21 protein-coding genes, 1 tRNA gene and 1 pseudogene are annotated in these 23,813 nt (G+C 34.6%); 9 read left to right on the top strand and 14 right to left on the bottom strand.

Features of this window, described 5'->3' with window-relative positions:
• The first annotated feature begins 80 nt into the window (after positions 1 to 80).
• The 5 genes from BT156_RS06985 (at position 81) to BT156_RS06965 (ending at position 4,034) form a co-directional block, all read left to right on the top strand.
• Positions 81 to 917: an SDR family oxidoreductase gene (locus BT156_RS06985; protein ID WP_072408544.1), complete on the top strand. Its 837-nt coding sequence runs from the start codon at positions 81 to 83 to the stop codon at positions 915 to 917.
• Positions 918 to 920: 3 nt separating this feature from the next.
• Positions 921 to 1,343, top strand: a complete 423-nt coding sequence (locus BT156_RS06980) for a hypothetical protein (RefSeq protein ID WP_072408542.1) — start codon at positions 921 to 923, stop codon at positions 1,341 to 1,343.
• Positions 1,344 to 1,494: 151 nt separating this feature from the next.
• Complete coding sequence (locus tag BT156_RS06975) at positions 1,495 to 2,409, top strand: helix-turn-helix domain-containing protein (protein ID WP_072408540.1); 915 nt, start codon at positions 1,495 to 1,497, stop codon at positions 2,407 to 2,409.
• A gap of 211 nt (positions 2,410 to 2,620) precedes the next feature.
• A complete protein-coding gene (locus BT156_RS06970) occupies positions 2,621 to 3,484 on the top strand; it encodes a helix-turn-helix domain-containing protein (RefSeq protein WP_139255431.1) in 864 nt (287 codons plus the stop codon).
• A 127-nt stretch (positions 3,485 to 3,611) separates the two neighbouring features.
• On the top strand, positions 3,612 to 4,034 hold the full coding sequence (locus BT156_RS06965; protein ID WP_072408536.1) for an ester cyclase: 423 nt from the start codon (positions 3,612 to 3,614) through the stop codon (positions 4,032 to 4,034).
• A gap of 153 nt (positions 4,035 to 4,187) precedes the next feature.
• On the opposite strand, the gene BT156_RS06960 is transcribed toward BT156_RS06965, so the two are convergent.
• The gene (locus BT156_RS06960) at positions 4,188 to 4,754 is read right to left on the bottom strand and encodes a Crp/Fnr family transcriptional regulator (protein WP_072408534.1); all 567 of its coding nucleotides are present in this window, start codon (positions 4,752 to 4,754) and stop codon (positions 4,188 to 4,190) included.
• A gap of 60 nt (positions 4,755 to 4,814) precedes the next feature.
• Positions 4,815 to 5,195, bottom strand: coding sequence for a nuclear transport factor 2 family protein (locus tag BT156_RS06955; RefSeq protein ID WP_072408532.1), 381 nt, complete (start codon positions 5,193 to 5,195; stop codon positions 4,815 to 4,817).
• Between the two features lie 1,129 nt (positions 5,196 to 6,324).
• Here BT156_RS06955 and BT156_RS06950 point away from each other — a divergent pair.
• On the top strand, positions 6,325 to 6,519 hold the full coding sequence (locus BT156_RS06950) for a hypothetical protein (RefSeq protein ID WP_139255430.1): 195 nt from the start codon (positions 6,325 to 6,327) through the stop codon (positions 6,517 to 6,519).
• A pseudogene (locus BT156_RS22590) lies at positions 6,470 to 7,258 on the top strand (recombinase family protein); the annotation flags it as partial. The gene BT156_RS06950 and the pseudogene BT156_RS22590, both read left to right, overlap by 50 nt.
• A gap of 725 nt (positions 7,259 to 7,983) precedes the next feature.
• On the opposite strand, the gene BT156_RS06935 reads toward BT156_RS22590, so the two are convergent.
• The 5 genes from BT156_RS06935 to BT156_RS06910 all read right to left on the bottom strand — a co-directional run bounded on the left by BT156_RS06935 (position 7,984) and on the right by BT156_RS06910 (position 11,676).
• Positions 7,984 to 8,068 (bottom strand) — tRNA-Ser (locus BT156_RS06935).
• A gap of 165 nt (positions 8,069 to 8,233) precedes the next feature.
• Complete coding sequence (locus tag BT156_RS06930) at positions 8,234 to 8,428, bottom strand: cold-shock protein (RefSeq protein WP_054510986.1); 195 nt, start codon at positions 8,426 to 8,428, stop codon at positions 8,234 to 8,236.
• A 31-nt stretch (positions 8,429 to 8,459) separates the two neighbouring features.
• On the bottom strand, positions 8,460 to 8,888 hold the full coding sequence (locus BT156_RS06925; RefSeq protein WP_066749907.1) for a cold-shock protein: 429 nt from the start codon (positions 8,886 to 8,888) through the stop codon (positions 8,460 to 8,462).
• A gap of 16 nt (positions 8,889 to 8,904) precedes the next feature.
• A complete protein-coding gene (locus BT156_RS06920; protein ID WP_083582309.1) occupies positions 8,905 to 9,666 on the bottom strand; it encodes a DEAD/DEAH box helicase in 762 nt (253 codons plus the stop codon).
• A 507-nt stretch (positions 9,667 to 10,173) separates the two neighbouring features.
• Positions 10,174 to 11,676, bottom strand: a complete 1,503-nt coding sequence (locus BT156_RS06910; RefSeq protein ID WP_072408897.1) for an acyl-CoA dehydrogenase family protein — start codon at positions 11,674 to 11,676, stop codon at positions 10,174 to 10,176.
• Positions 11,677 to 12,214: 538 nt separating this feature from the next.
• On the opposite strand from BT156_RS06910, the gene BT156_RS06905 reads away from it, so the two are divergent.
• The gene (locus tag BT156_RS06905; protein WP_072408525.1) at positions 12,215 to 13,078 is read left to right on the top strand and encodes an NAD(P)-dependent oxidoreductase; all 864 of its coding nucleotides are present in this window, start codon (positions 12,215 to 12,217) and stop codon (positions 13,076 to 13,078) included.
• Between the two features lie 40 nt (positions 13,079 to 13,118).
• Here BT156_RS06905 and BT156_RS06900 read toward each other — a convergent pair whose 3' ends face one another.
• Both BT156_RS06900 and BT156_RS06895 read right to left on the bottom strand, forming a co-directional pair.
• Positions 13,119 to 13,919 (bottom strand): Cof-type HAD-IIB family hydrolase, encoded by an 801-nt coding sequence (locus tag BT156_RS06900; RefSeq protein WP_072408522.1) that lies wholly within the window; start codon positions 13,917 to 13,919, stop codon positions 13,119 to 13,121.
• 284 nt (positions 13,920 to 14,203) lie between these two features.
• Positions 14,204 to 15,076 carry an AraC family transcriptional regulator gene (locus BT156_RS06895; RefSeq protein WP_072408520.1) on the bottom strand — a complete coding sequence of 291 codons (873 nt, stop codon included), beginning with the start codon at positions 15,074 to 15,076 and terminating at the stop codon, positions 14,204 to 14,206.
• A 143-nt stretch (positions 15,077 to 15,219) separates the two neighbouring features.
• Here BT156_RS06895 and BT156_RS06890 point away from each other — a divergent pair, with 143 nt between their 5' ends.
• A complete protein-coding gene (locus BT156_RS06890) occupies positions 15,220 to 15,816 on the top strand; it encodes a hypothetical protein (protein WP_072408518.1) in 597 nt (198 codons plus the stop codon).
• A gap of 121 nt (positions 15,817 to 15,937) precedes the next feature.
• Here the strand turns inward: BT156_RS06890 and BT156_RS06885 are convergent, their stop codons facing one another.
• The 5 genes from BT156_RS06885 to BT156_RS06865 all read right to left on the bottom strand — a co-directional run bounded on the left by BT156_RS06885 (position 15,938) and on the right by BT156_RS06865 (position 23,763).
• Positions 15,938 to 17,974 (bottom strand): alpha-glucuronidase, encoded by a 2,037-nt coding sequence (locus tag BT156_RS06885; RefSeq protein ID WP_072408516.1) that lies wholly within the window; start codon positions 17,972 to 17,974, stop codon positions 15,938 to 15,940.
• Between the two features lie 108 nt (positions 17,975 to 18,082).
• On the bottom strand, positions 18,083 to 19,051 hold the full coding sequence (locus BT156_RS06880; RefSeq protein ID WP_072408515.1) for a glycoside hydrolase family 43 protein: 969 nt from the start codon (positions 19,049 to 19,051) through the stop codon (positions 18,083 to 18,085).
• Between the two features lie 124 nt (positions 19,052 to 19,175).
• On the bottom strand, positions 19,176 to 20,291 hold the full coding sequence (locus BT156_RS06875) for an endo-1,4-beta-xylanase (RefSeq protein WP_072408513.1): 1,116 nt from the start codon (positions 20,289 to 20,291) through the stop codon (positions 19,176 to 19,178).
• A 4-nt stretch (positions 20,292 to 20,295) separates the two neighbouring features.
• Positions 20,296 to 21,744, bottom strand: coding sequence for an MFS transporter (locus BT156_RS06870; RefSeq protein ID WP_072408511.1), 1,449 nt, complete (start codon positions 21,742 to 21,744; stop codon positions 20,296 to 20,298).
• A gap of 114 nt (positions 21,745 to 21,858) precedes the next feature.
• Positions 21,859 to 23,763, bottom strand: a complete 1,905-nt coding sequence (locus tag BT156_RS06865; RefSeq protein ID WP_083582308.1) for a sialate O-acetylesterase — start codon at positions 23,761 to 23,763, stop codon at positions 21,859 to 21,861.
• Positions 23,764 to 23,813: the final 50 nt, after the last annotated feature.

The raw sequence follows: 23,813 nt of genomic DNA, 5'->3' as shown, positions 1-23,813 counted from the left end.
TGGCTAAGTCATTCATTGATTTGGCAATGTGGATGCAGTACTTTTTGGACAATTTTGCATAGTAAATAAAAATATACAGAATGAACACACAAAAAGTATGGTTCGTAACCGGAGCATCAAAAGGATTAGGCCTATCGTTGGTAAAAAAATTATTAGATGAAGGCTACAAGGTAGCTGCAACATCCAGAACAATAGAGGGCTTGACCCGATCAATTGAACCAAATGAAAATTTCTTACCGCTGGAGGTAGAGTTAACCGATGAGTCCAGCGTAAAATCTGCTATCGACAGGACAGTTGAAAAATTTGGAGAAATCAATGTTGTAGTTAACAATGCCGGATACGGACAATTGGGTACGATCGAAGAATTGACCGATAAGGATGCACGTAACAACTTTGATGTTAACATCTTTGGGTTGTTGAATGTAATGCGAAATGTACTCCCTTATCTGCGTAAGCAAGGGCAAGGATACATTATGAACATTTCATCGATCGCAGGATTTTTGGGAACTTTCCCTGGCTGGGGCATTTACAATGCTACAAAATTTGCAGTGGCAGGACTAACCGAAGCATTTTCTGCAGAAGCCGCTTCTTTGGGAATTAAAGCGACCATTGTTTATCCCGGATATTTCAGAACCAATTTCTTGTCGGAAGGCTCTTTGAATTTGGCAAAATCTCCCATAGCAGACTACAAAGAAGCAAGGGAAGTTGAACGCATGCACGTGGAAGACATCATTGGTAATCAGACAGGCGACCCGGAAAAAGCAGCGCAGGCTTTTATTGAGCTGGCCAATTTAGAATCGGCACCGTTACATTTTTTTATGGGAAGTGACTCTTTTGCAATGTCAGCCAATAAAATTGAAGCTGTACAAAAAGACCTGAAAGAAAACGAAAGTCTAAGTAAATCAACTGATTTTTAATTTATGCCACTAACATATATCCATTGTCCTTCCGGAATATTCGATAATGAGGCAAAAAATGCAATGGTAGCAGAATTGACTACCATTGCATTAAAAATTGAAGGACTACCAGATAATGATTTCGTCCGGAGTACGGCCTGGACCTACATCCACGAATATGATCAGACGAATTGCTTCAAGGGAGGGAAACCTCTCAATGCGAATGGTATCACTGTGGAGATCAATGTTTTCAAAGGAGGTTTAGATTTTCAGCGCAAGGGAATTCTGATATCTGGTTTTACAGAGATCATACAACGCTTCACGCCAACTTCAACGCCTGTATACATTTTAATTCGGGAAAATGAAACAGAGGATTGGGGCGTTTTGGGAAATAGAATAACTTTGGATGAGCTTTTCAATCCGGCCGAAGGTGCAAAACCTATTTAAAATTAAGCAGCTTTTATTTTAAGCTGATTATCGATTTGATAGCTGATAAAAGACAGACTTCAATATCTCATACCATATAAAACAGTATTTTTGAATTGTAATTTAATGACTTCCGCAATCGATATTGCAACAGTTAACATTGGATCTACCTATGAAAAACAATATTTATAACTTCGATACGATCAGCAAATTTCACGAAATGAGTGGTTTGCCAAAACCTGAGCATCCATTGGTAAGTCTAGTTGATTATGGCTTGATCAATTATCAGACGGATGAAAAAGAGATCACCTGGCTGCAGAATTTTTATACGATCGGATTAAAAAGAGATATACAGGGAAAATTTATTTATGGACAACAATCTTATGATTTTGATGAGGGATTATTGGCATTTGTTTCGCCTGGTCAATTGGTAAATCTATCCACTGAAATCCAAACACCAAGACCATCAGGATTTTTATTGCTGATCCACAACGATTTTATTTGGAATACTTCCCTGGCGAATAATATCAAGAATTACGATTTTTTCGGTTACGCAGTCAATGAAGCCCTGTTTTTGTCTGAAAAAGAGGAGATGATCATCACCGACATCTTTATGAACATTCAGCGTGAGTACAATTCTAACATCGATCACTTCAGTCAGAATATTATCATTGCTCAAATCGAGCTGCTACTCAATTACTGTGAACGATTCTATCAAAGGCAGTTCATCACAAGAAAGAAAAGCAGCCATCATATTTTGGAACGTCTGGAAAATTTATTGGAAGACTATTTTACTGGTGATGAGATCGCAAGCAAAGGATTGCCCACAGCTCAATATATTGCAGGTTCTCTCAATATATCAACAAATTATCTAGGCAGTTTGTTGAAAAATCTGACAGGTCAAACCACACAACAGCATATCCATAATAAACTGATCGAAAAGGCCAAGGCCAAGCTCTCGACGACCGATCTATTGGTAAGTGAGATCGCTTACGAATTAGGCTTCGAGCATCCACAGTCGTTCACCAAACTCTTTAAGGCAAAGACCAATCTGTCTCCGATGGAATTTAAGGCCAAGTTTAATTAGATTGCAGCAAAATTATTATATCATTAAGAACAATATCTCCAGTGAATCTCTCCATATTTGCTGGAGATTTTTTAGGCAAATGCAGGAATTGCTAAAGCGAATTGATAGCCATTACTTTTAATTTTAAAGGTATACCCTATTTTAAATCAGACCGGCTAGATGCTTTATTCTTCTAAAATTTAGTAACTTTAGTTTCCAATAATACATTCGCTTGCAAACCTATCAACTACCAGATTATTTTGAAACTACTGAAGATCAGAATGAGGTCATCATGCGATATTACCGATCCGATCATAAGAGTTTGAAAAACAAGATCATTCTGAACCGTAATATGATCAGTTTTATCATCGATGGAAATAAGACCGTCGATCATCCTGAAAAATCTGTAGATGTTAAGGCTGGAGAACTTGTTATTCTATCTAAAGGAAACATACTTACCTCGGAAATGACCTCTGAACTTAATGATTTTAGAAGTCTTATCATTTACTTTAGTAATGAGGTCCTGAATCGTTTTTGGATAAAATATGAATATCTTCTATCAGATTCTTTATCAACTTCGAGTACGCCTTACCTCATCTACAAACAAGACGAATTTATCAGTTCTTACATCAATTCAATACTTTTATTGTTACAAAAAACATCAACTTTAACTGCCGAGATCAAACAAATAAAATTAGAGGAACTTCTGTTATATCTTTTACAAAGTGACAGCACAAAACTGCGATCGCTCCGGATCCTTAGCGAAGACCAGAATAGCCTGCACCTGAAAGCAGTGGTCGAACGATTTGTAGAACAGCCTACCACTGTAGATGAATTAGCTTTTCTATGTAATATGAGCCATTCAACATTTCAACGGAAATTTAAACATCTATACGGATCTTCTCCACAAAAATGGTTATTGAATAAAAGAATGAAGTTATCAGCAGAATTACTGCGCGCTTCAGACGCCACACCTTCTCAGATCTATTTCAAAGTAGGGTATGAAAATCATTCAAGCTTTTCAGAAGCTTTTAGAAAGCATTTCGGACTTACTCCAAGTCAGTATCGTAAACAATATATGACCGTTTTAAAATAGCAATTGACCTTTTAGCCTTATTTGATGATCTTTCATATATTGTATCTTTGCTCTAGACAAAATGTCAATGAAGTTGAGATAATAATGGTTAATAAACAACACTTTTTAAGACATAAATAAGAATGATATGGAAGCATCAATAGAAACCAATAAAAGCATCGTCATTCGTTTCAATGAAGAGGTCATCGAAAAAGGAAATGTAGAAATTTTCAGAGAATTGATGGATGATCGGTTTATCAATCACTCTGCCCCAGCCGGAGCCGATAATGGTCCAAATGGTATGATCAATACTTTTAATAACATCATGCGTCCAGCAATGCTTGATATGAAAGTAACAATCTATGATCAAGTTGCAGAAGGAGATCTTGTAACGACACGTAAAAATATTTCCGGCACACAAACCGGAGAATTAATGGGCTTTGCGCCAACGGGACAAAAAATCAGTATTGATGTGATAGACATCGTAAAAATAAAAAACGGCAAATACATTGAGCATTGGGGTATCAATACACTACCTCTCGTTTTATCTAAGCTTAAAGAAATAAAGTAGGCTACGTGAAAATATATTTAGTGTAGCAAATTCTATCTCTGAATTAATCTCCTGATTATTTACTAATTAAAAATATGTCAACCTCGACCATTTCACATACTTGCCTTAAATCATAGTTACCATTATTTTAAATAAATCTACATCGGTCAGAACTTATTTTTTCCTGATGATACTTAGAAAAACAGGAGTAATCCCCAAATAACTGGCGATATGCTTTAATGCTACCCTATTAATCAGATTTGGATATTGCTTACTGAAAAGATTATAACGTATCTCTGCGGAACTGGAAAGAGCAAGTGTGAGACGGCGTTGATACAATGCAAACCCATTCTGAAACAATATCCTAAAGAACCTTTCCAGCTTAGGGATCTGCCTGTAAAGTTCTTCCAGGTTTACAGCATTGATGGTCGTCACCACGCCATCCTCAAGTGCTTCTATAGAAAAAGTTGATGGTTGACCCTGGGAAAAGCTTACTATATCGGATGCCCACCAGTTTTCCGGACAAAACAACACACTTGTTTCCGTGCCGTCCTCGTGGTGTTGAAAAATCCGTAAACAGCCACTGGTCACAAAATAAATTTCCCTACAATAGGAACCACTTTCCAACAGCACATCATTTTTCCTTACCATCTTTAAGTGTAGTTTACTTTTGATAAGATCCTTTTCGAAATCTTCCAGATCGATATGTTTTGCAATATTTTTAAAAAAAAGTTCGTGCATTGTAATTAATTTAAGCAATGCACGAACTTTGGGAAGCAAACTAAGTGCAAGGATCAGATTCTAACCAAGTTTTTCCAATGGATAATCTGCCGGCAATTTGAAAAAGCTCACCAAACGTGTAATTTTGAAGTTATCATTATATTCAAAATAATCATAGCCAACATTAGATTGCCCTTCGATCTCAACTTTCCAGGCATATCGCCCTGATCCGTGGTGGTATTCTGGTTCTTCGAATATACTGAATTTTCTTTGAGGGACTATCTCTAATGATTTAAATGCAAAATTTGCCAATTCATCAACGCCTTTATATTCACCATAGGGATCTAAGTAAAGAGCATCTTCTGCCCAACACTTTTCAAATTCAACTTTGTAAGATGTAAGATCTTGTTCGTTCCAAGCAGAAACATATCTGCTGATCATTTCTTGTACCGATTTGTTCATAATATCTATATTTTATATTGAAACAAATTTACTCTGACTATTTTCTGAAAAAATATAACTAGTTTAATTTCATTAAAGAAATAATGGTTAATAATTTTTGACTGTAACAAAGTGAAGCGAAACTTTAAGAAAAGAGATGTTTGTGTAGACGCTCGCCCTCTTTTGACCTTTTATATTTTTTTATTTAAAATTTTGAAATAAAGCTGAATATTTTTTTCCTGATAATTGTGAAACTCTTTCTAAATCTCCCACGAAATATTTCGATATCTCTTCGGTTATAGTACAAGACTGGGACAGCCAATTGAAGAATTACTATTCCAATATTGATTAATAAAAGTTTTGGAAATTAAATTGCATTAAACAAAATCTAAAAGAGTTGTTTTGATAAGATTGGGATTTGTAATTGATTTTTAATTTGACTCAACCGAACCAAATCATCGATAAAAGTGTTTGAATATACGCTCGTCTTGGTCCCAAGACGAGCGTATTATTTTAAAACAGATAAATTCTTTTTAGATATTACGTGAATTTTATGGATGATCAAGATTTTCTTTTAAATCCCAGCCCCCTCTTTAACCCCCTATAAAAAATAAACCCTTGAAGATCATCGTATTAAAGGGTTTTACTATGGTCCCGATTGGGCTTCGCTAATATTTTTCGAAAGAAAAACCGGAAAAAAGAAATAGCATGATCTTATCAAACAATTGGAGGTATGCAAAGAAAGGGAATATTCGATAGTACCTTAAGGGACGAAACAGTTTATGCCATTTGTTTTTGGCTCTGAATGACGGGGTGCCAGCTGTACGATTTATTCTGAAAATATCTATTCAATTCAATAGATAAAAAATGAGTCTCCATGAATTTTAATGAACATCTATATATTATTTATTTTTTTAATTACGACACAAAGTATTGTATAATATTCAGATTATAAATAACTTAGCAAGATTTATGTATCTCATTTTTTTCTTTGAGCAATGAAATGTAAGTTGATATTTGAGATTTTTTTGTATGGTAAAGCCATTCAATACCTAACATTGACTCTATAATGCCATAGTCAGTGCAAGTGTCACCTTTCTAAGTATGTTAGATATCTACTATGGATTTGCTAACATAAATGTCAGAAGCAATGGAAAGAAATAATGATAAAAAAGATAACTCTTTTATAGAAAAAAATATTTTAACCTTCGAACAGAAAAAAGAAGAGGAGAAAGAGGAGCTGTTAAATAAGCTGATTGTAAGAATAATTGTTTCTATTACCTTAAAAGAATATTATGAAACGTGCGATAAGATATCTAAGATTCAGTCAACTGGGACAAAGTAATGGCTCCATTGAAAGACAAGAGCTTTATACAAATCAATGGTTAGCATTTAATGATGTAACGCTAGTTGATACATTTATTGACAGAGGTAAAAGTGCTAGAACATTTGATCGTCCTGATTTTAACAAATTAAGAGAATTCATCACAAAACATCACAGTTCAGTAGATTATCTTTTGGTTGACCAACTTGATAGATTCAGTCGCGATGCTGGTGAAGCGATGAGTTTAGTGAAACTTTTACAACAAAAATACAATATACAAATTGTTAGTGTTACTGAAGGTATTACCTTCGATTATAATACTCCTGGAAGTTTTTTTCGTGCAGGTCTTCAATTGCTTTTAGCTGAAGAAGATAATATTAACAGAAGCATAAAAGTTAAGGGTGGAATTTACACTGCAAAAGCAAAAGAAGGTCGTTTTGTATACAAAAACGCTCCTTTCGGCTATACAAAGCAAGGTGAAAGAAAGGATAGAAAATTAGTAATTAATGAAGCAGAAGCAAAAATAGTTCGTTTTATTTATGATTCATACTTAGGAGGTACGCCCTTATATCTAATAAAAGAAAATGCTCTGAGTATAGGTTTCAATAGAAAAGGGAATATGGCTGTGGAAAGAGTTCTAAGTAATCCTGTATATGCAGGCTTGTTAAAAGTAGAATCATACAAAGAGTATGCTGGGGGTCTGTTTCCGGGTATTCACGAACCAATAATAAATTTGCTTACGTGGAAGATTGTTCAAGAGAAGATGAAACGTCCTTTGAAGATTAAAACTGTAATAGATGATAATATACCACTTAGAGGCGTATTAAAATGTCATTGTGGGCAACCTTTATCCGGAGCGCCTTCTCGAGGCAAAGCTGGTAGGTATTATTACTATTATAAATGCAAACATTCGAAGCATAACAATATAAGTGCTATCAAGTCACATGAGCAGTTTTTAAGAATCTGTGATCTCATGAGTTTGTCTATTGAAAACATAACGAAAATTAAATTGTCATGCAGAAAATCACTTGACTTAGAACTGAAGGAGAACCAACTTGTTCTTAAGGAAAACCAGAAAAAATTATCAGAGACTGAACAAAACTTATATTCAGTAGAAGATAAGTGGATAAAAAATGATATTAATAAGGAAACTTTTGAGAGATGGTCAAATTTATATAATACCGAGATTAGAGTGTTGAATACAAGTATTGAGAGATTAAGTACCAATCAGAATAAAGCATATAAAATCTTAGAGAAAAATCTCAACTCTTTAAATGACATAAGACAAATATATTCAAAGGCAAATACGATACAAAAAAGGGAATTCGTAAACTTGGTGTTCGACAGCAACCTTTATTATGAAAACGGTATCTATCGAACACCTACTATGCTTGGTATCTTCTCTCATAATTCTTTGAAAATGAAAGACAAAGGCCTTCTTGTATATGAAAAAAAAAAGAGTCTTCATGTTGAAGACCCTTTTAGCGGAGAGAGAGGGATTCGAACCCCCGGACCTGTTACAGTCAATAGTTTTCAAGACTATCGCAATCGACCACTCTGCCATCTCTCCTTAAACGTCGATTATATCGTTGTTTTTAGTGGTGCAAATATAGATTTTTTTTTGATTCTGACAAAATATTTTCAAGATAAAATTAAAAAATATTACCTTTTCATCTGAAAACAAAAATAAAGCCCCAAAAAGGGGCTTTACCTGAATCGATATATTAATTGAAAATTAAGCTAAAGTTACATTTACTGCATTTAGTCCTTTTTCACCTTTTTGTACATCAAAAACCACTTTGTCATTCTCACGAATTGTTCTTGTCTTTAATCCTGAAGAATGTACAAAAATGTCTTGTCCTCCGTCTGCTGGAGAGATAAATCCGAAACCTTTTGTTTCGTTAAAAAATTTTACTGTGCCTTGTTGCATTGTATTTGTATTAAAAATTGTTGTTTATTTTCTATTTTACAAGTTCGATATTGATAGCCGAAAATCCTTTTGGAGATCTTTCTTTTTCAAACGAAACTTTATTTCCTTTTTTTACTTGATGTATACAGTTGTTACTGTGGAAAAATACATTCTCTTTACTATTGTCTTCTGTAATAAATCCGTAACCTTTTTCACTGAAAAAAGTAACAATACCTGATTTTCTTAACTCCTCTACAGGAATAGGAGCTGCTCCTAACTGAATATCTTCAGGGTTAATCTCCATTCTTTCTTCTGGAGGTGTGGTAGTTAATCTACCGTATGAATCCACATAAGTAAGCATATCGTCAAGACCTTTTCCTTTATTATTATTTGTCTTACGATCTTCGCGTCTTATCGCTTTTTCTTTTTGTTTTTGAATTTTTTTCTTGAAATTTTCCTTTTTAGAGAAAGAATCTGCCATAAATTTTTTTAATATTTTAATTACTGTACTGAAATGTCTGTTTACCTTGCTTGCTTACCGGCAATGTAAAACCTGTCTGCTTTTGGATGTTTTTAAGATCCATACGCTCATTTTCTTCAAATGAACTTGTTTTTCCTTTCACTCCTGCTTTTGCTGATACTATAATCTCAACAGGATTGTTTAGAATAGTACTCGCAAAACTTCGGATATTATCTGACATTGTTGCTGAAAATAATAAGGTTTGTCTTTTCTGAGAAATCAGTTTAATTACTTTTTTCACATCATTTCCAAAACCTATTTCAAGCATTTTGTCTGTATCGTCCAAGATCAATATCTCGATTTTGGAAAGATCAATATGTCTCTGACTCGTTAACTCCAATAATCTCCCCGGTGTTGCAACTAGAACATCAACTGTTTTTCTCAATGCTGCCAGCTGCCCTCCCAATGAAACGCCTTCGTAAATAGAAAGCTGAGATAATGGAAGATATTTGCTGTGCAATTTAAGATTTTCTTCGATTTCCGTTACCAACTCGCGAGTCGGTGTTAATATTAAAGTTCGGATTTCTTTATGTTCCGGAGCTCTTTTTTTTAATAATTGAAGAACAGGCATTGCAAAAGCTGCAGTTTTCCCTGTTCCTGACGGTGAACAGCCCATGATATCTTTACCTGCCAAAATATGTGGAATAGCACTACTTTGTATCTCTGTAGGTTGTGAATATCCCGTTTCTGTAACGGCACGAATTATTGGATTTATTAAATTTAAATTTTTAAAATTCATTCATGGGGTTTTGCCGGATCTCCCGACGTTATATAAGATCAAATACTTTTTAAGGAATCTAAAATTATCATCTTTTTTGAGAATAATTGGAAGAGAAAAATCAACTTTCTTTTATTCATCCATTTTTTTGCTTTCATCAATAGTATTGACTCCTGCAATAACTTTCTATGTCCTTTTCATCGGGCACTTCTACAAATCTTCAATTTTTAAACTGATAAACTTGCTGGTAATAATTTTTAAAAAGGATAAAGCTTTAAGGAATGGTTTCCTAATTGTTTTCGGTAGTTTGAAATTCAGTTGGCAAGTTATAAAACCGGCGGCTGAAAGAGCAAAAACTGAAAGAAGAAAATGGTTAATTCTAATCTGTAACAGAAAGCAAAGGCAAAGGCCTAATTATTAATTATTGTACAAATATACAACAAATAAACCGAATAACTACTATTTTAATTAATTGATTATCAAAAATATATTAAAACCTAATACTTATCCTTCAGTTTTCCGAACTATTTACGAAAACTTCATCCAATCACTTTTATCGTTATTATGTTCTACAATATTTAAATTCTGATGCTGATTCATCGAGCTAAGAAGCGTTACAATATCCTGTCTCACAACCTCTGCAGCACTATCTGTAAGTTCCTGACTGAATCCTGAATTATTTAATTCCAACAAATCATTCACCGTAACTACTCTGGCAAGAACTTTTCCAAGATCAATCATCTTACGCTGAGAAAGAGCTGTATTGATATTGAAATCCAGTTCTTTAGCATATAGTTTAACGGAATTATTGGTCAATTCATTAATAGCAAGATATTCCGCAAAATTTTCGATCTTTTTCTTCTTCATATCTTTTAAAATTCCTTCCGAAATTTGTGTATAAAGCATCTCATTAGAACCTTCAAAGATCTGAAAAGGTCGGCTGTCCATAATTCCGCGTCCTCCGATATGAGTTGTTCTGTATCCTTTTCCGCCCGAAAGCTGAACAAGGATTTGTGCAGATTCCTGCATCATATCTGTCACCAAAGCCTTCATACTGTTCGCATGAGCGCCGCTTCCTGAAACATCATGATCAATTCCGCTTACTTTACAGCTTTTCGCACACATGGCAGAACAAAGCGTGAAAAACGACTGCATTCTTGTCAATTGATATTGAACCTGATCTAAAGCATAAAGATTAGAAGCCCCCACTACCCTTTCCTGACAGTGTTTTGTAGCTTCATCCAGCATCCTTTTCAGGAAACCCATTCCCATTCCCGGAAACTGCAGTCTACTGCGGTGAAGCGTGTCGAGCATCATTTTCAGACCTGTTGTTTCGGGAGTTAATTTATTATATTCAGGAACTCGGATATCAATTTTATTTAATCCATAAGGAATCATATACAATCCCGGATTGTCGTAATATTCTAAAACTTCAATATTCTGTTCTCTATAATGTGTATTTGCAATGAAAAAATCTACGTCTCTGGACAATTTCCCTTCAGAATTTGCATTTCTTGAGGTAATTAGCCAATAATTCGCCAACCCTGTCAATCCCTGCCAGTGTTTTGTTCCTTTTATATGATATTCATTATCTATTAATGTATTCTGGGTTTTCATATTTAAGGCATCGCTTCCGTATTCCGGCTCGGTGATCATTAAACCTCCCATTGCGCCATGATCAAGGAAATTTTTAAAAATATCTGCTTTTACAAGATCGTTTCCGTATTTGGCCACAGGTTCAAGAAAAAGGGCAATATTAATCCCAAATGTCAATGACAACGAAAGCGATTCATAAGATGCAGCCGATAAAATACCCAAACACTCTTTCACCTTTACTCCTCTTCCTCCAAACTCTTCCGGAATGGCTACAGATAAGGGTTTCAGATTCATTATTTCTTTCCAGACATGTGGTGGAAGACCTCTGGAAAGACTTAGCTTATCAATATTTTCTTTTTGAAAAAGATTGTGAAGAGAAGTTGAAAAACCGTTGAGAAACTCCGAATAAGGTGTTTCAGATGCGGATCCATTCATAATAGATTTGAAATTTAGCGCTGCATGCCATCTATACAACAATATAATAAAGCGAAGCGAATGGCAACAAAAACTCAATAATCAAATATTAGCAGCTTCACGTAACGTAAATATTTTTCTAAGGTACAACTAAATAAATTGCTTATCTTAAATACTGCGTGAAATTTTCATTAAAAAAAACAAGAAAAGGAAGAATAAAAAATTCCCCAAAAACAGGGGAACGAAAAATAAATTATAATAAGGTATAAATTTGAGTATATAAAAATGATATGGTGTTGCTTATTAAAATATTATTTCGAGGTTAAAGATAGACCAATAATATTAACCTCTACTATAGATTATTAAAAAGAAAAAGTTATTAGCAGGCCTAAAACATTGATATTTTCATAGGTTTTGACAGGGTAATTTTAGATTTAGGTATTAAACTCATCCATCGGTTTCAACAATCAATCTTATCGAAACAAAACGTTTTACAGATTAAAAAAAATTAAGGAAATTTGTATTCTTACTATTTTCAAACAATTAAAAATCACAAAAAATGCAGACTCAGCCTGTAATTGCCCTACTTTCTCCGGGAGATATGGGAACTCAAATAGCAAAAGCACTTATAAAAAGTAACTTTAAAGTAATCACTTCCGGAGAAGGAAGATCTGAGAAAACGCTACAAAATATTAAGGATGCAGGGATTGAAGATGCTGGTTCACTTCAAAATACAGTGGAACAAGCTCATGTAATTCTTTCTCTTACAAGTCCGGAAGGAAGTATAAAACTTGCTGAAAATATTATTTCGTGTTTAAAAAATACTTCAAACCGTCCAATTTATATTGATTTAAATTCTAATACTCCCACAATGGCTTTATCTATTGAAGAATTGCTTTTATCAGCAAACATCAAATTTGTTAACGGTGCTGTCATGGGAGCCTCCAAAGATATTCCTGAAAATGGAGTTTTGGTTGTAAGCGGAATGCATAGAAATCTTTTCTTGGATCTTTTTGGAAAAGTTTTCAAGATAAAAGATGCCGGTGAGAAAACAGAAGCAGCATCAGCTTATAAATTGTTGTTTTCGATGGTAAATAAAGGAATAAATGCCTTATTTTTTGAAACAATGACAGCCGCTGCCCATTTCGGAATCCTTGATGAACTGAATGAAAGTCTTCAGGATTTCCTCCCCGGAACGTATCAGGATCTTATAAAAACTACCCCAACCTATCCACGGCATATCTTAAGGAGAATTGATGAAATGAATGGCTTGACCAAAATGCTAAAAAGTGAAAACTTACCCAACATTATCGCATCAGGAACTGCCGAAACATTTGAAAGAGTGTATCAATCAAATATTTTTGAAAATGAAAAACCAAAAGGAGTTATAGAAACTTTCCGGAATTTCAAAAAATTAATCTAAAATATTTTGCTCAAATTTAGATCTAAGAAAAAATTGAACTTTAATTATTATTCAAATAACTTTTAATTGTTTCCAACACTCCAAAATTATCATTAGAACAGGCTTCGAAACTTGCAGCTTCTTTTACGGAAGGATGCGCATTTTTCATTGCATAAGAGAAATGTGCTTTTTTAAGCATCTCAATATCATTCATATAATCTCCAAAAACCATGGTTTGTTCGGGAGTGATATTCAATACTTTCTGAAGTTTCTCCAACGCATTTCCTTTATTGATATTTTTATTCATAATATCCAGCCAATACTGACCTGAAACTACAACTTCAAGATCATACTTTTCAAATTGCTTTAAAAAAGGATACAAATGCTCTTCTGAACCTTCGGGATGATAAACAGCAATTTTAAAAACACTGTCATCCAACGCCTGCGTCAAATCTTCAACCCTTTCATTTCCTGTATAAAATTGTGAAATATAATCTACAAAACCCTGATTATCCGTTTCGTAATATGCTTTTTTCTTCCCCGACAACACAGCCGTTGCCCCAGGAATATTACGTATTGTACTGATGATTTCAGCAACATATTCCGACCCTAGTTTATCTGCAAATAATTCTTCATTTTTGTAGATCATATAGCCCCCATTCTCTGCAATAAAAGCCATTTCATTCTCAATATCTCCAAAATATTTGGTGATCCCCAACATCTGTCTTCCGCTCGCAGGAACGAATAAAATATTCCTTTTTTTCAGTTCTTCATAAATTTCAGGAAACTCAGGACCTACTTCGTGTGAAGAGTTCAGAAATGTTCCGTCCATATCGGTTACAATTAATTTAATATCTTTCATAATGCTAATCTATCCGCAGATTTCAGGTATAAAACTACTGAATTCATTTTTAAATTTTTAATTTCTAAGCGCTTTTATTCTTTTTTTATGATAACGTTTTTTTATTTCATAGTTAGTCAATCGCAAAGGCGCAAATTGTTTTAAACACTGTTTTTAAGGCGCAAGGATTTCATCTACGATAAAATTTGTAATGTTTATACTTGCTGAAAATCTTCGATTTTCTTGCGCCTTAAATTTTACATCGTTTTTTGCCCGTTGCGCCTTTGCGATTCTCCAACCAAAATTTATTCCATAAAAAAATTAAACTCTTTTCTGTATTGTGACGGGCTTTTCTGAATATATTCCTTAAACGTTTTATTAAAATAACTGAAATTATTGAAACCCGATTCAAAACAAACTTCAGTAATGCTCATCGGTTTTTCCGCCAACAGTTTTAATGAATGGGTAATCCTGTATTCATTGACAAACTGAGTGAAAGTCTTGTTGGTGATCTTTTTAAAATAACGGCAGAAAGACGGGACTCTCATATTCGCCAGTTCAGAAATTTCTTCCAAAGTAATTTGTTCCTTAAAATGATCCTTCACATAATTGAAAATAAGGTTGATCCTTTCATTATCTTCAACCTGCGTTTGCAAGTAATATTTTCCTGCATTTAAAATCCTGTAATCCTGAGTAGAAGCCAATGTGTCAAGTATTTCTATAAACTTGACAAGCCTTTCCAAAGAAGAAGATTCATACATTTCCACAATCTTTTTACCGATGCTTTTCTTGATATTTTCCGAAAATACAATGCCGGCTTTTGACCTTTCGAGTAATTGGGCAATTCTATGCATTTCAGGCAGTTCCCAAATGGTTTCGCCCAAAAAATCAGGTTTAAACTGAATGACCATTTCGTAATCGTTATTCGTATTTTCATTGGTCATTCCGCAATGTGGCAAATTGCTTCCCATCAACACAAGATCTCCATCCGAAAAATAGGAAATATTACTCCCAATCTGCCTTTTTCCCGAACCTCCGCAAACAAAAATTAACTCAACCTCAGGATGATAATGCCATACATGAGATTTGATATTTTCATTCCGGAAAAATTTCAGACTTGTGAAACTGCTTCCAATATTGGGCTTCACCGCTTCAAAGGCTGGATGTGAATGTTTCATTTTAACAAATTAATTCATGCACAAAATTAACAATTAATTCACAATTAAATGATTTTAAAGTTAATATAGAACATATATATGAAAATTGTATTGTAGATTAAGCCAATTACCTGTTATACATTTGCAGTATAAAACTTATCATTATGAATAAATTATTAAAATCTGCTTTTCTCGTAGGGTCTCTATTTATCTCGGCAAGCTTGATGAGTAAAGACAGGGATTTTTCTCTTTCAATTAAAACAACAGAAGCAAAAACTATAAGTTTTGACGTTCTGAATGGAAAAAACATATCCTTAGTTATCTACAATGATGCTTACGGAGAATTATTTTCTGAAAAATTGGAAAGTGAAAATAATGTAACAAAATCTTATGATCTGAAAGACCTGGAATCCGGAACTTATTATCTGGTTGCAGAATCTGATCAGAAAATTGAAAAATATAAAATAAACATCAGTTATAACAACAAAGTTGAGATTGAAAAAACTCCATTTTCAGAAATTAATAAACCTGAATACATAATTTCAGGGAATATGGCACAACTTCATCTTTCGGGTTTGAAAAACAGCGCAACTATTTCTGTATCTGATTTTGCAGGAAATGTTTATTACAATACAACAAAAAATACAGCTAACGGAGAACTTAATATGACTTTTGATCTCGATCCTAAAACTTCTGACAGATACATCATCAGTGTTGAGGAAAAGGGAAATGTTTTTAACAAAATAGTTACTCTTAACTAAAATTAAGAGGATTCCTTTATTTTTCGTATTTATATTGGAGTTAAAATTTTACGTACAATCAATTTATTGAGGCAACTTTTCTTTTTTAAATCACGAAGAATGAGTTGCCTCAATTTTTTTCCTAATTATGATGTTTAAGATCTAGTTTTATCTTTTTCAGATCATCCAATTCATGAATAGGCCTTTCAATATCATACGGAATCCGCATTTTTGAAAACGTCTGGAAATACAACAGACAAGCATCTTTCCACCAAACGGCATCTTTCGACTGAATTTTTAGTTTTGACTGAATCTGTTTAAATCGTTCAGCATCAACATAAGGTTCCATTTTGTCCCAAATTTTCTGATATTCCCGAACATTTTTTACACCAGAATCATATTTAAAACACAATTCTTCCCACAACGTTTTTCCGTCTTTCATTTTGTAATTCCACGGAACATGATGAAACCAAAGAAGAAGATTTTCCGGACAGGCTTCTATATTTCCGAACGTATTATTTAATGGTGAAAAATATTGCGAAACAGCATTGCTTCCTGTGTTTGTTCTGTCGAATCCTACTCCATTTTCATCAGCTTTGTGATAATAAACAGGCATCCAATCCGGTCTTCCGCCCGGAATATCTCCCCAAGGTTCGGGCCCATAATGATGGTCGAATGCAAAAATATGATGCAAACCGAGCGGCATCATATAATCTACCGCAGTTTCTCTGGATGTAAGCATCATTTCTTTCACAGGATTCACGAATTTCTGATCATTCGTAAAAGTCATTTTGATCCATTCATCAGCGATTTGTTCTGAAGTTAATTCATGATTCCATGCTAATCTTCCGAAAGCGTACCAATTGGCTTGGGCGAAGATATTTCCTGTCCAGTTCGCATCTTCACCGATATTGGCAACGCCCGCAATGGCTGTTATCTTATTATTCCTTACACTTCCATCTGTAATTTTGGCTACGGTTGAACCTTTTCCATCAGCATACGTATCACTTTCCAGCGTTTCTTTAAACAAGGGAGCCAGAAAAACCAAGTGATTTGAAAACCCTAAATATTCCTGAGTGATCTGAAATTCGGCCATTTCCGAAGTCTTTTTCAACGCTCCAAATAATGGATTAAATGGTTCACGAGGTTGAAAATCAATCGGCCCGTTTTTAATTTGAACAATGACATTATCTCTGAATTTTCCGTCTAAAGGAAGAAATTCCAAATAAGCCTGTTTTGCACGATCTTCTTTGCTCGGACTGTACACAAAAGCGCGCCACATGACGATTCCGCCAAACGGTTTCAAGATATCAGCCATCATATTGGCACCATCGGCGTGGGTTCTTCCATAATCCTGCGGTCCGGGTTGCCCTTCCGAGTTGGCTTTCACCAAAAAACCACCAAAATCGGGAATCAATGTATAGATTTCTGATGCTTTATCCTTCCACCAATTTTGAACATTTTTATTTAAAGGATCTGAATTTTCCAGTCCGCCCAGTACTTTTGGGGAAGAAAAATTGACTGATAAATACACTTTTATTCCATATGGTCTGAAAATGTCTGCCAGAACTTTTACCTTTTGAAGATAATCTGTTCTGAGCATATTTGGAGAAGCGTTCACATTATTCAATACAACAGAATTAATTCCAATTGACGCATTAGCTCTAGCATATTCTTCATATCTAGGCGAAATTTTATTCGGTAAATCTTCCCATTTCCAAAGCGACTTTCCCGCGTAACCTCGTTCTACACTTCCGTCCAGATTGTCCCAATGATTCAGAATTCTAACGTCATACGATGGTTTTTCTGTTATGTTTAAATAATTAACATCAGATTTTGTCTGTTGAAGTCTTAGAATATGATAAACTGCGTACAGTAAACCGGTTTCTTTAGCTGCAGAAATAATGATTTTATCTGAATTTGATTTAATGGTGTAACCGTCTTTAAGATGTTTCAAAGATTTTTCCGTACGAAGTTCTACAGCCTGACCTTGCCAATACGTTCTTAATTCTTTTTTGGCAATTTCAAGCGTTGGGTTTTTACCTTTTGAAATGATTTTATCCGATGAAATTCCGTTTTTAACATTGGGGAAACGAAGCCATAATTGACTGCCGTCTTCTGCAAAAAAACTTAGCGGAAATAGAAGAAAAGCGATAATATAAATACGGAAATTTTGCATTTGAAATGGTTTTGACTGTAGGTTTTCCCTACGTTAATTGATATTTATTCCATAGGTTTCACCTAAGGCTATTGATATTGAACCCTTCGGGTTCTATGGAATTGATGGTTATTTATCCAAGCCTTCAATTGTTTTGAAAGTTCCGTCCTCATTATATTCCAATTCAACAACTTTCATACTTCGAAGCCACGTTCTTCCGCCACTTGGAACGGAATCATGAAAAAATAAATACCACTTTCCTTTGAATTCAACAATGCTGTGATGGGTTGTCCAACCCACAACCGGAGTCAGAATTACACCTTGATAGGTAAACGGTCCGTACGGATTATCCCCGATGGCATAACACAACAAATGTGTGTCGCCTGTTGAATAGGAAAAGTAATATTTCCCATTGTATTTATGCATCCATGAAGCTTCGAAAAAGCGATTTTCATTGCCGTGAAGTAAAGGATTTCCGTTTTTATCAAGAATTAAAATATCTTTTGGCTCTTCTGCAAATTCCAGCATATCATCACTTAACAAAGCTATTTTTGACGGAATTGCAGGCTCGTCTTCATGTGGAATTACAGCAGATTCCAATGCTTTATTATTTCGGTAACGTTGTAATTGTCCGCCCCAAATTCCACCGAAATACATATAATGTTTTCCGTTTTCTTCGAAAATACAGGGATCAATGCTATAGCTTCCCATCATCGGATGTTTTTCAGGAATAAAAGGTCCGAAAGGTTTATCGCTCACCGCTACCCCAATTCTGAAGATATCGTTTTTGTCTTTTAAAGGAAAATACATGTAATATTTACCGTTTTTGAAAGCCACATCACAATCCCACAACTGTCGACCCGACCATGGAATATCTTTCACAGAAAGAGCAACTCCGTGATCTGTAATTTCTCCGTTTTCAACATCATCCAGAGAAAAAACATGATAGTCATTCATATCAAAATGATCGCCGTTGTCGTTTTCTTCAATTCCGCTTTCTCTGTCGTGGGATGGATAAATATAGAGTTTTCCCTCAAAAACGTGTACGGATGGATCTGCCATGAAGTCTTTTGGGAATAGGTATTTTGATTTGTTCATTTTTAAATTTTATATTTTAAGTGTCTTTTTTTAACGCAAAGGGCGCAAAGTTTTCTTTATTAATATTGAGAATATTTTAAGTTCGCAAAGGCGTTTCACTTAGCTAAGAGCGCAAATTTTAATTCTATTTAATTTCTGTTGATAGTTTTATTATTTTTTCGAAAATAGGTTTTGCTTTGTACTGACGGTCAAATAATAATGGGTAATCTGTTCTGCCTTTTATGGGGAAATCATTTTTCCAGGATTGAGAATCCGTTAAGCCCCATAATGTTACTCTTCTGATGTCCTTTTTATGTTTTAAAAATAATTGAAAGAAATCAAGATACCGGTTTTCCCATTTTGATTGTACATCAGCCGGAAGACCTTTTTTATAAGGGTTCATTTTTTCGTCATATTCAACTTTATCCGCAATATTTGCAGAAGTTCCCCACGGTGAAGGAAGTGCGCTGATATCCAATTCGGTAATATTTACTTTTACTCCACTTTCGGAATAGGCAACAATTGCTTCTTCATATTCGTTGATTGAGGGTGAATCCATTCCGACATGGGCCTGCATTCCCACTCCGTCGATCCGGATTCCTTTTGATTTTAAATTTTGAACTATTTGAGTGACCGTTTTTACTTTTTCAGGATACCATTCATTATAATCGTTGTAATATAATTCTGCTTCTGGATCGGCTTCCTGAGCATATTTGAAGGCTAATGGAATAAATTCTTCCCCTAAAATTTCGTAAAACTTAGATTTTCGGTAAGAACCGTCTTCCATAATCGCTTCATTCACAACATCCCAACCTTTTACTCTTCCTTTGTATCGTGAAACAATGGTTGTAATGTGGTTTTTCATTCTCTGTTTTAAGACTTCAGGAGAAACATTTTTACCGTTTTTATCAACAAAAAACCAATCGGGAACCTGGGAATGCCAGATCAGCGTGTGACCAATGATAAACATCTCGTTTTTCTCTCCGAACTCAACGAATTTATCGGCATCATCGAAGAAAAATTTCCCTTCCTGAGGTTGTAGATACATACTTTTCATACAGTTTTCAGCCACAATAGAACTGAACTGTTTCTTAATAATATCTATTGATTTTTGATCTGTTCCATGAATTTGTTCAAGATTCATCGTCGTTCCGATATAGAATTTATCCTGAAAAGCTTTTTTTAAAGAAATATCAGACTTTTGAGCATTTACATTTGAAACTGCCAAAGTCATTAAGCCAAATAAAATAATACGTTTCATGTTTCTAATTTTTATTTCTTCTTTCTGCTAATTCTTTTTCAATCTGAACCTCCAATTTTTTGTTGATCTTATAAAAGAAAAGCAATCCGCAAGCGAGGAAAAATGGAATAGCAGGAAATATACTCACCAGCATTTTAGCACCTGCTGCAACGGTTTCCGGCTGAATGACATTTTGATTTCCTTTTGTAGAAATATAGCCGTATTTCCCAATAATTAAAGCAACTAATGAGCTTCCAATGCTCAAGCCAACTTTTAACCCGACCATCATCGCAGAAAAAATAATGGCGGTTGCTCTTCTTTTATTTTTCCATTCCGAATAATCGGCTACATCAGCAATCATCGCCCACAAAACAGGGGTACTGATTCCATAGAAAAAGCCGTGTGCAATTTGTGATAAAAACATCATTCCAACTGCTTTTGGAGGATATAAAATAAATACCAAAACGAATAATGTTGAGATAAATAATGATGCCATAAACACATCTCTTTTCCCGTATTTATCGGCAAATCTTTTAGAAAATGTAATTCCTACGATCATCATGATGATCCCACCTGCATTGAATAATCCAAATCCTGCAGACTTAGCATTTTCACCAAAAAAGTTCATTCCAATAGAATCAAAAAACGAGGTAATTGGAGAAATAAAATTCTTTAAACTCGTTTCATCCACGTAATTATTAAAGTAATAGACGTACGAACCTCCTTTCATCGCCAATGTAATGAATATCAAAGCAGTAACCGTTAACATAATGATCCACGGTTTATTTTTAGATAAATCTTTTAAGTCATCTTTTAAGTTTGATTTCTGATCTGCATTGGGAACTACCCTTTCTTTTGTCGTAAAAAAGGTGATCAACAGCATCACACTTCCGATTATGGCGAGCCAAGTCATTACAACCTCAATTCCAGCCGCTTTGTCACCGTTTCCGATTGATAAAATAATCGGTAACATGAAAACCTGAACAAAGAACTGTGAAAACATTACTGCCACAAAACGGTAAGAAGAAATACTATTTCTTTCGCTCATATCGCCTGTAATAACGCCACTTAATGCCGAATAAGGCAAATTATTTGAAGCATATAAAAGCAATAAAATGGAATAAGTAACCGCAGCGTAAATGATTTTCCCTTTATACGAGAAATCCGGTGTACTGAAAGCCAGCATTGCCGCCACACCAAGCGGAACAGCTGTAAACAAGATCCATGGACGGAACTTGCCCCATTTTGTCTGCGTTCTGTCTGCCAAAGCACCAATCAGCGGATTGAAACCAAAGCCCGCGATCAATCCTACAATCAATGTAATGACTGAAGCATCTTCAGGTTTTAAGCCATAAATATCAGTATAAAAATATGCCAGATAAGTTACCAAGGTCTGAAATACAAGGTTGGCAGCCAGATCACCTAAGCTGTACCCTATTTTTTCGGCTACCGATATTTTTTGTGAATTGTTCATATAAATTTAGATTTTAGACAATAGAAGTTAGATATCAGACTAAAAAACAGTCCGTTAAAATCTAAAGTCTATTTTGTTTTATATATTTTATTGATCCGATTTTATTTCTGCTAATTATTCTGTGGAGAAAGGAGATGCGGGTAAACCGTTTTTATTTTTCAGATTTCCTTCCGGATTGTCTGCCCAGGCGTATCGGACTGCAATCGGATTTTTAATTTCATCATTCCAGACGATGATTTTATTGCCTTCCATTTTTGCTTTTGCCCATTTGAAAATCCCTTCTTTTTCTTTGATAGCGAAACCTTTTAATTCTGAAACGGAAGAAAAATTATCTGTTTCTTTTTTAAATGAAAGAATTATTTTATTTCCCTCAATTTTTATTGATTGATAAACGGGTCCTTCTGCGATAATATTTTTATCAAAAAGAATTTTCTCAGCCTGCAATGAAAGTCTTTTCCCAACCTCTTTTTTGTTTAACGGATGAATATCATTCCATTCTCCAATGTCGATGGTTACGGCAAGTCCGGTATTTGGAATGGTTTGGGAAACTTTTCTTTGCAGCTCCCTTAATTCCGCCCAATTACTTTCTGCTGGCTCAGATTTTGTTTCCATAAAATTGGCTAATTGAACGATGAAAAAAGGTAAGCTTTTCTGATTCCATTTATTTCGCCAATCTACAATCATGGTAGATAATAAATCCTGGTATTCCAGAGGTTTTGCCGTATTACTTTCCCCCTGATACCATAAAACTGCTTTTATTGGATATTGGATTAAAGGATTCAACATAGCATTATATAATCCCGTTGGTTTCCATCTGATGAAAGTCTGTCCTGGAGCCGGTCTGTTCATGATTGCTCCGATTTTATATTTCCATTCACCTTTTAAATCTATTTTTTCTGAACGGATTTGCAGAAAATAGTCTTTATCTTTTATAAACTCTCCTTTTCCGCTTCCATTGGTGATTCTTACTGCGATAATGTTTTTCCCTTCCTTTAAAACTCCGGCTGGAATATCGTACCAACGCGGAGGATATTCGTAAGTAACATTGCCAACTTTTTTACCATTAATATAAGTTACATCAGCATCTTTAATTCTTCCTAAATTTAGAAATGCTGTATTTTTTTCAGCTCCTTTTGGAAGAAATATTTCTTTTCTGAACCAAATACTTCCATCAAACGGTTTTTCTATATCTTCCCAAGAGCCGGGAACATTCATTTTTTTCCAGTCGAAATCATTTAAATCAAACTTTTCCCAATGATTTTTAATTCCTGCATCTAAATTGTCTAATTCTGCATACCAAGCTTTACTCAACGCTTTTTCTGAAGATTCGGTTTGAGAAATCAGTTCATCATTTCGCCATTTTTGAGCTTCTATTATATATTCGGGATATTTTTTGAGTGAAGATTCATCCATCCAAGCCTGAATGGGTGACCCGCCCAAACTCGAATTAATAATTCCCACCGGAACTTTATTATACTGATACATTTCTTTTGCAAAAAAATAGGCTACTGCAGAGAAATTCTGAATGTTTTGAGGAGTTGTTTCTTGCCAAACACCGCCATCCAAATTCTCCTGAGCTATTTTAAAATTATACTTTTGAGGAACCGTAAAAAAGCGAATATTTTCGGTATCAGCATTCTGCAATTCCTGCGGATATAAAGTTTTTACCCTGCGCATCGGAAGCTCCATATTAGACTGACCGGAACACAAATACACATCACCAATTAAAATATTTTTCAGTATAATTTCATTGATGGTCATTGTGAAAGGCCCCCCAGATTTCATTTCAGGAAGTGTGATTTTCCAGCTTCCAGAATTGTCAGCAACCGTATTATATTTTTTATTTTGAAAATTTACTTCAACTTTTTCTCCTGAATCAGCCTGCCCCCAGATCTTTATTTTCTGACCTCTCTGTAAAACCATCCCGTCTGAAACTAAAGCGGGAAGTTGTATTTTAGCATCAACAAAGCAAATGCTGATGAAAAATAGTATGATGCTGAAAAATTTAATTTTATTCATTGTTTATTCTTTTTAATAGGATTTTATCCTATTCTTTGTTAAATCGTCCT

It is taken from the genome of Chryseobacterium limigenitum (assembly GCF_900114875.1).
In the GTDB taxonomy this organism is placed as follows: domain Bacteria; phylum Bacteroidota; class Bacteroidia; order Flavobacteriales; family Weeksellaceae; genus Chryseobacterium; species Chryseobacterium limigenitum.
The sequence above is the reverse complement of the archived record's forward strand: the minus strand, read 5'-3'. Positions and strand labels throughout refer to the sequence as shown.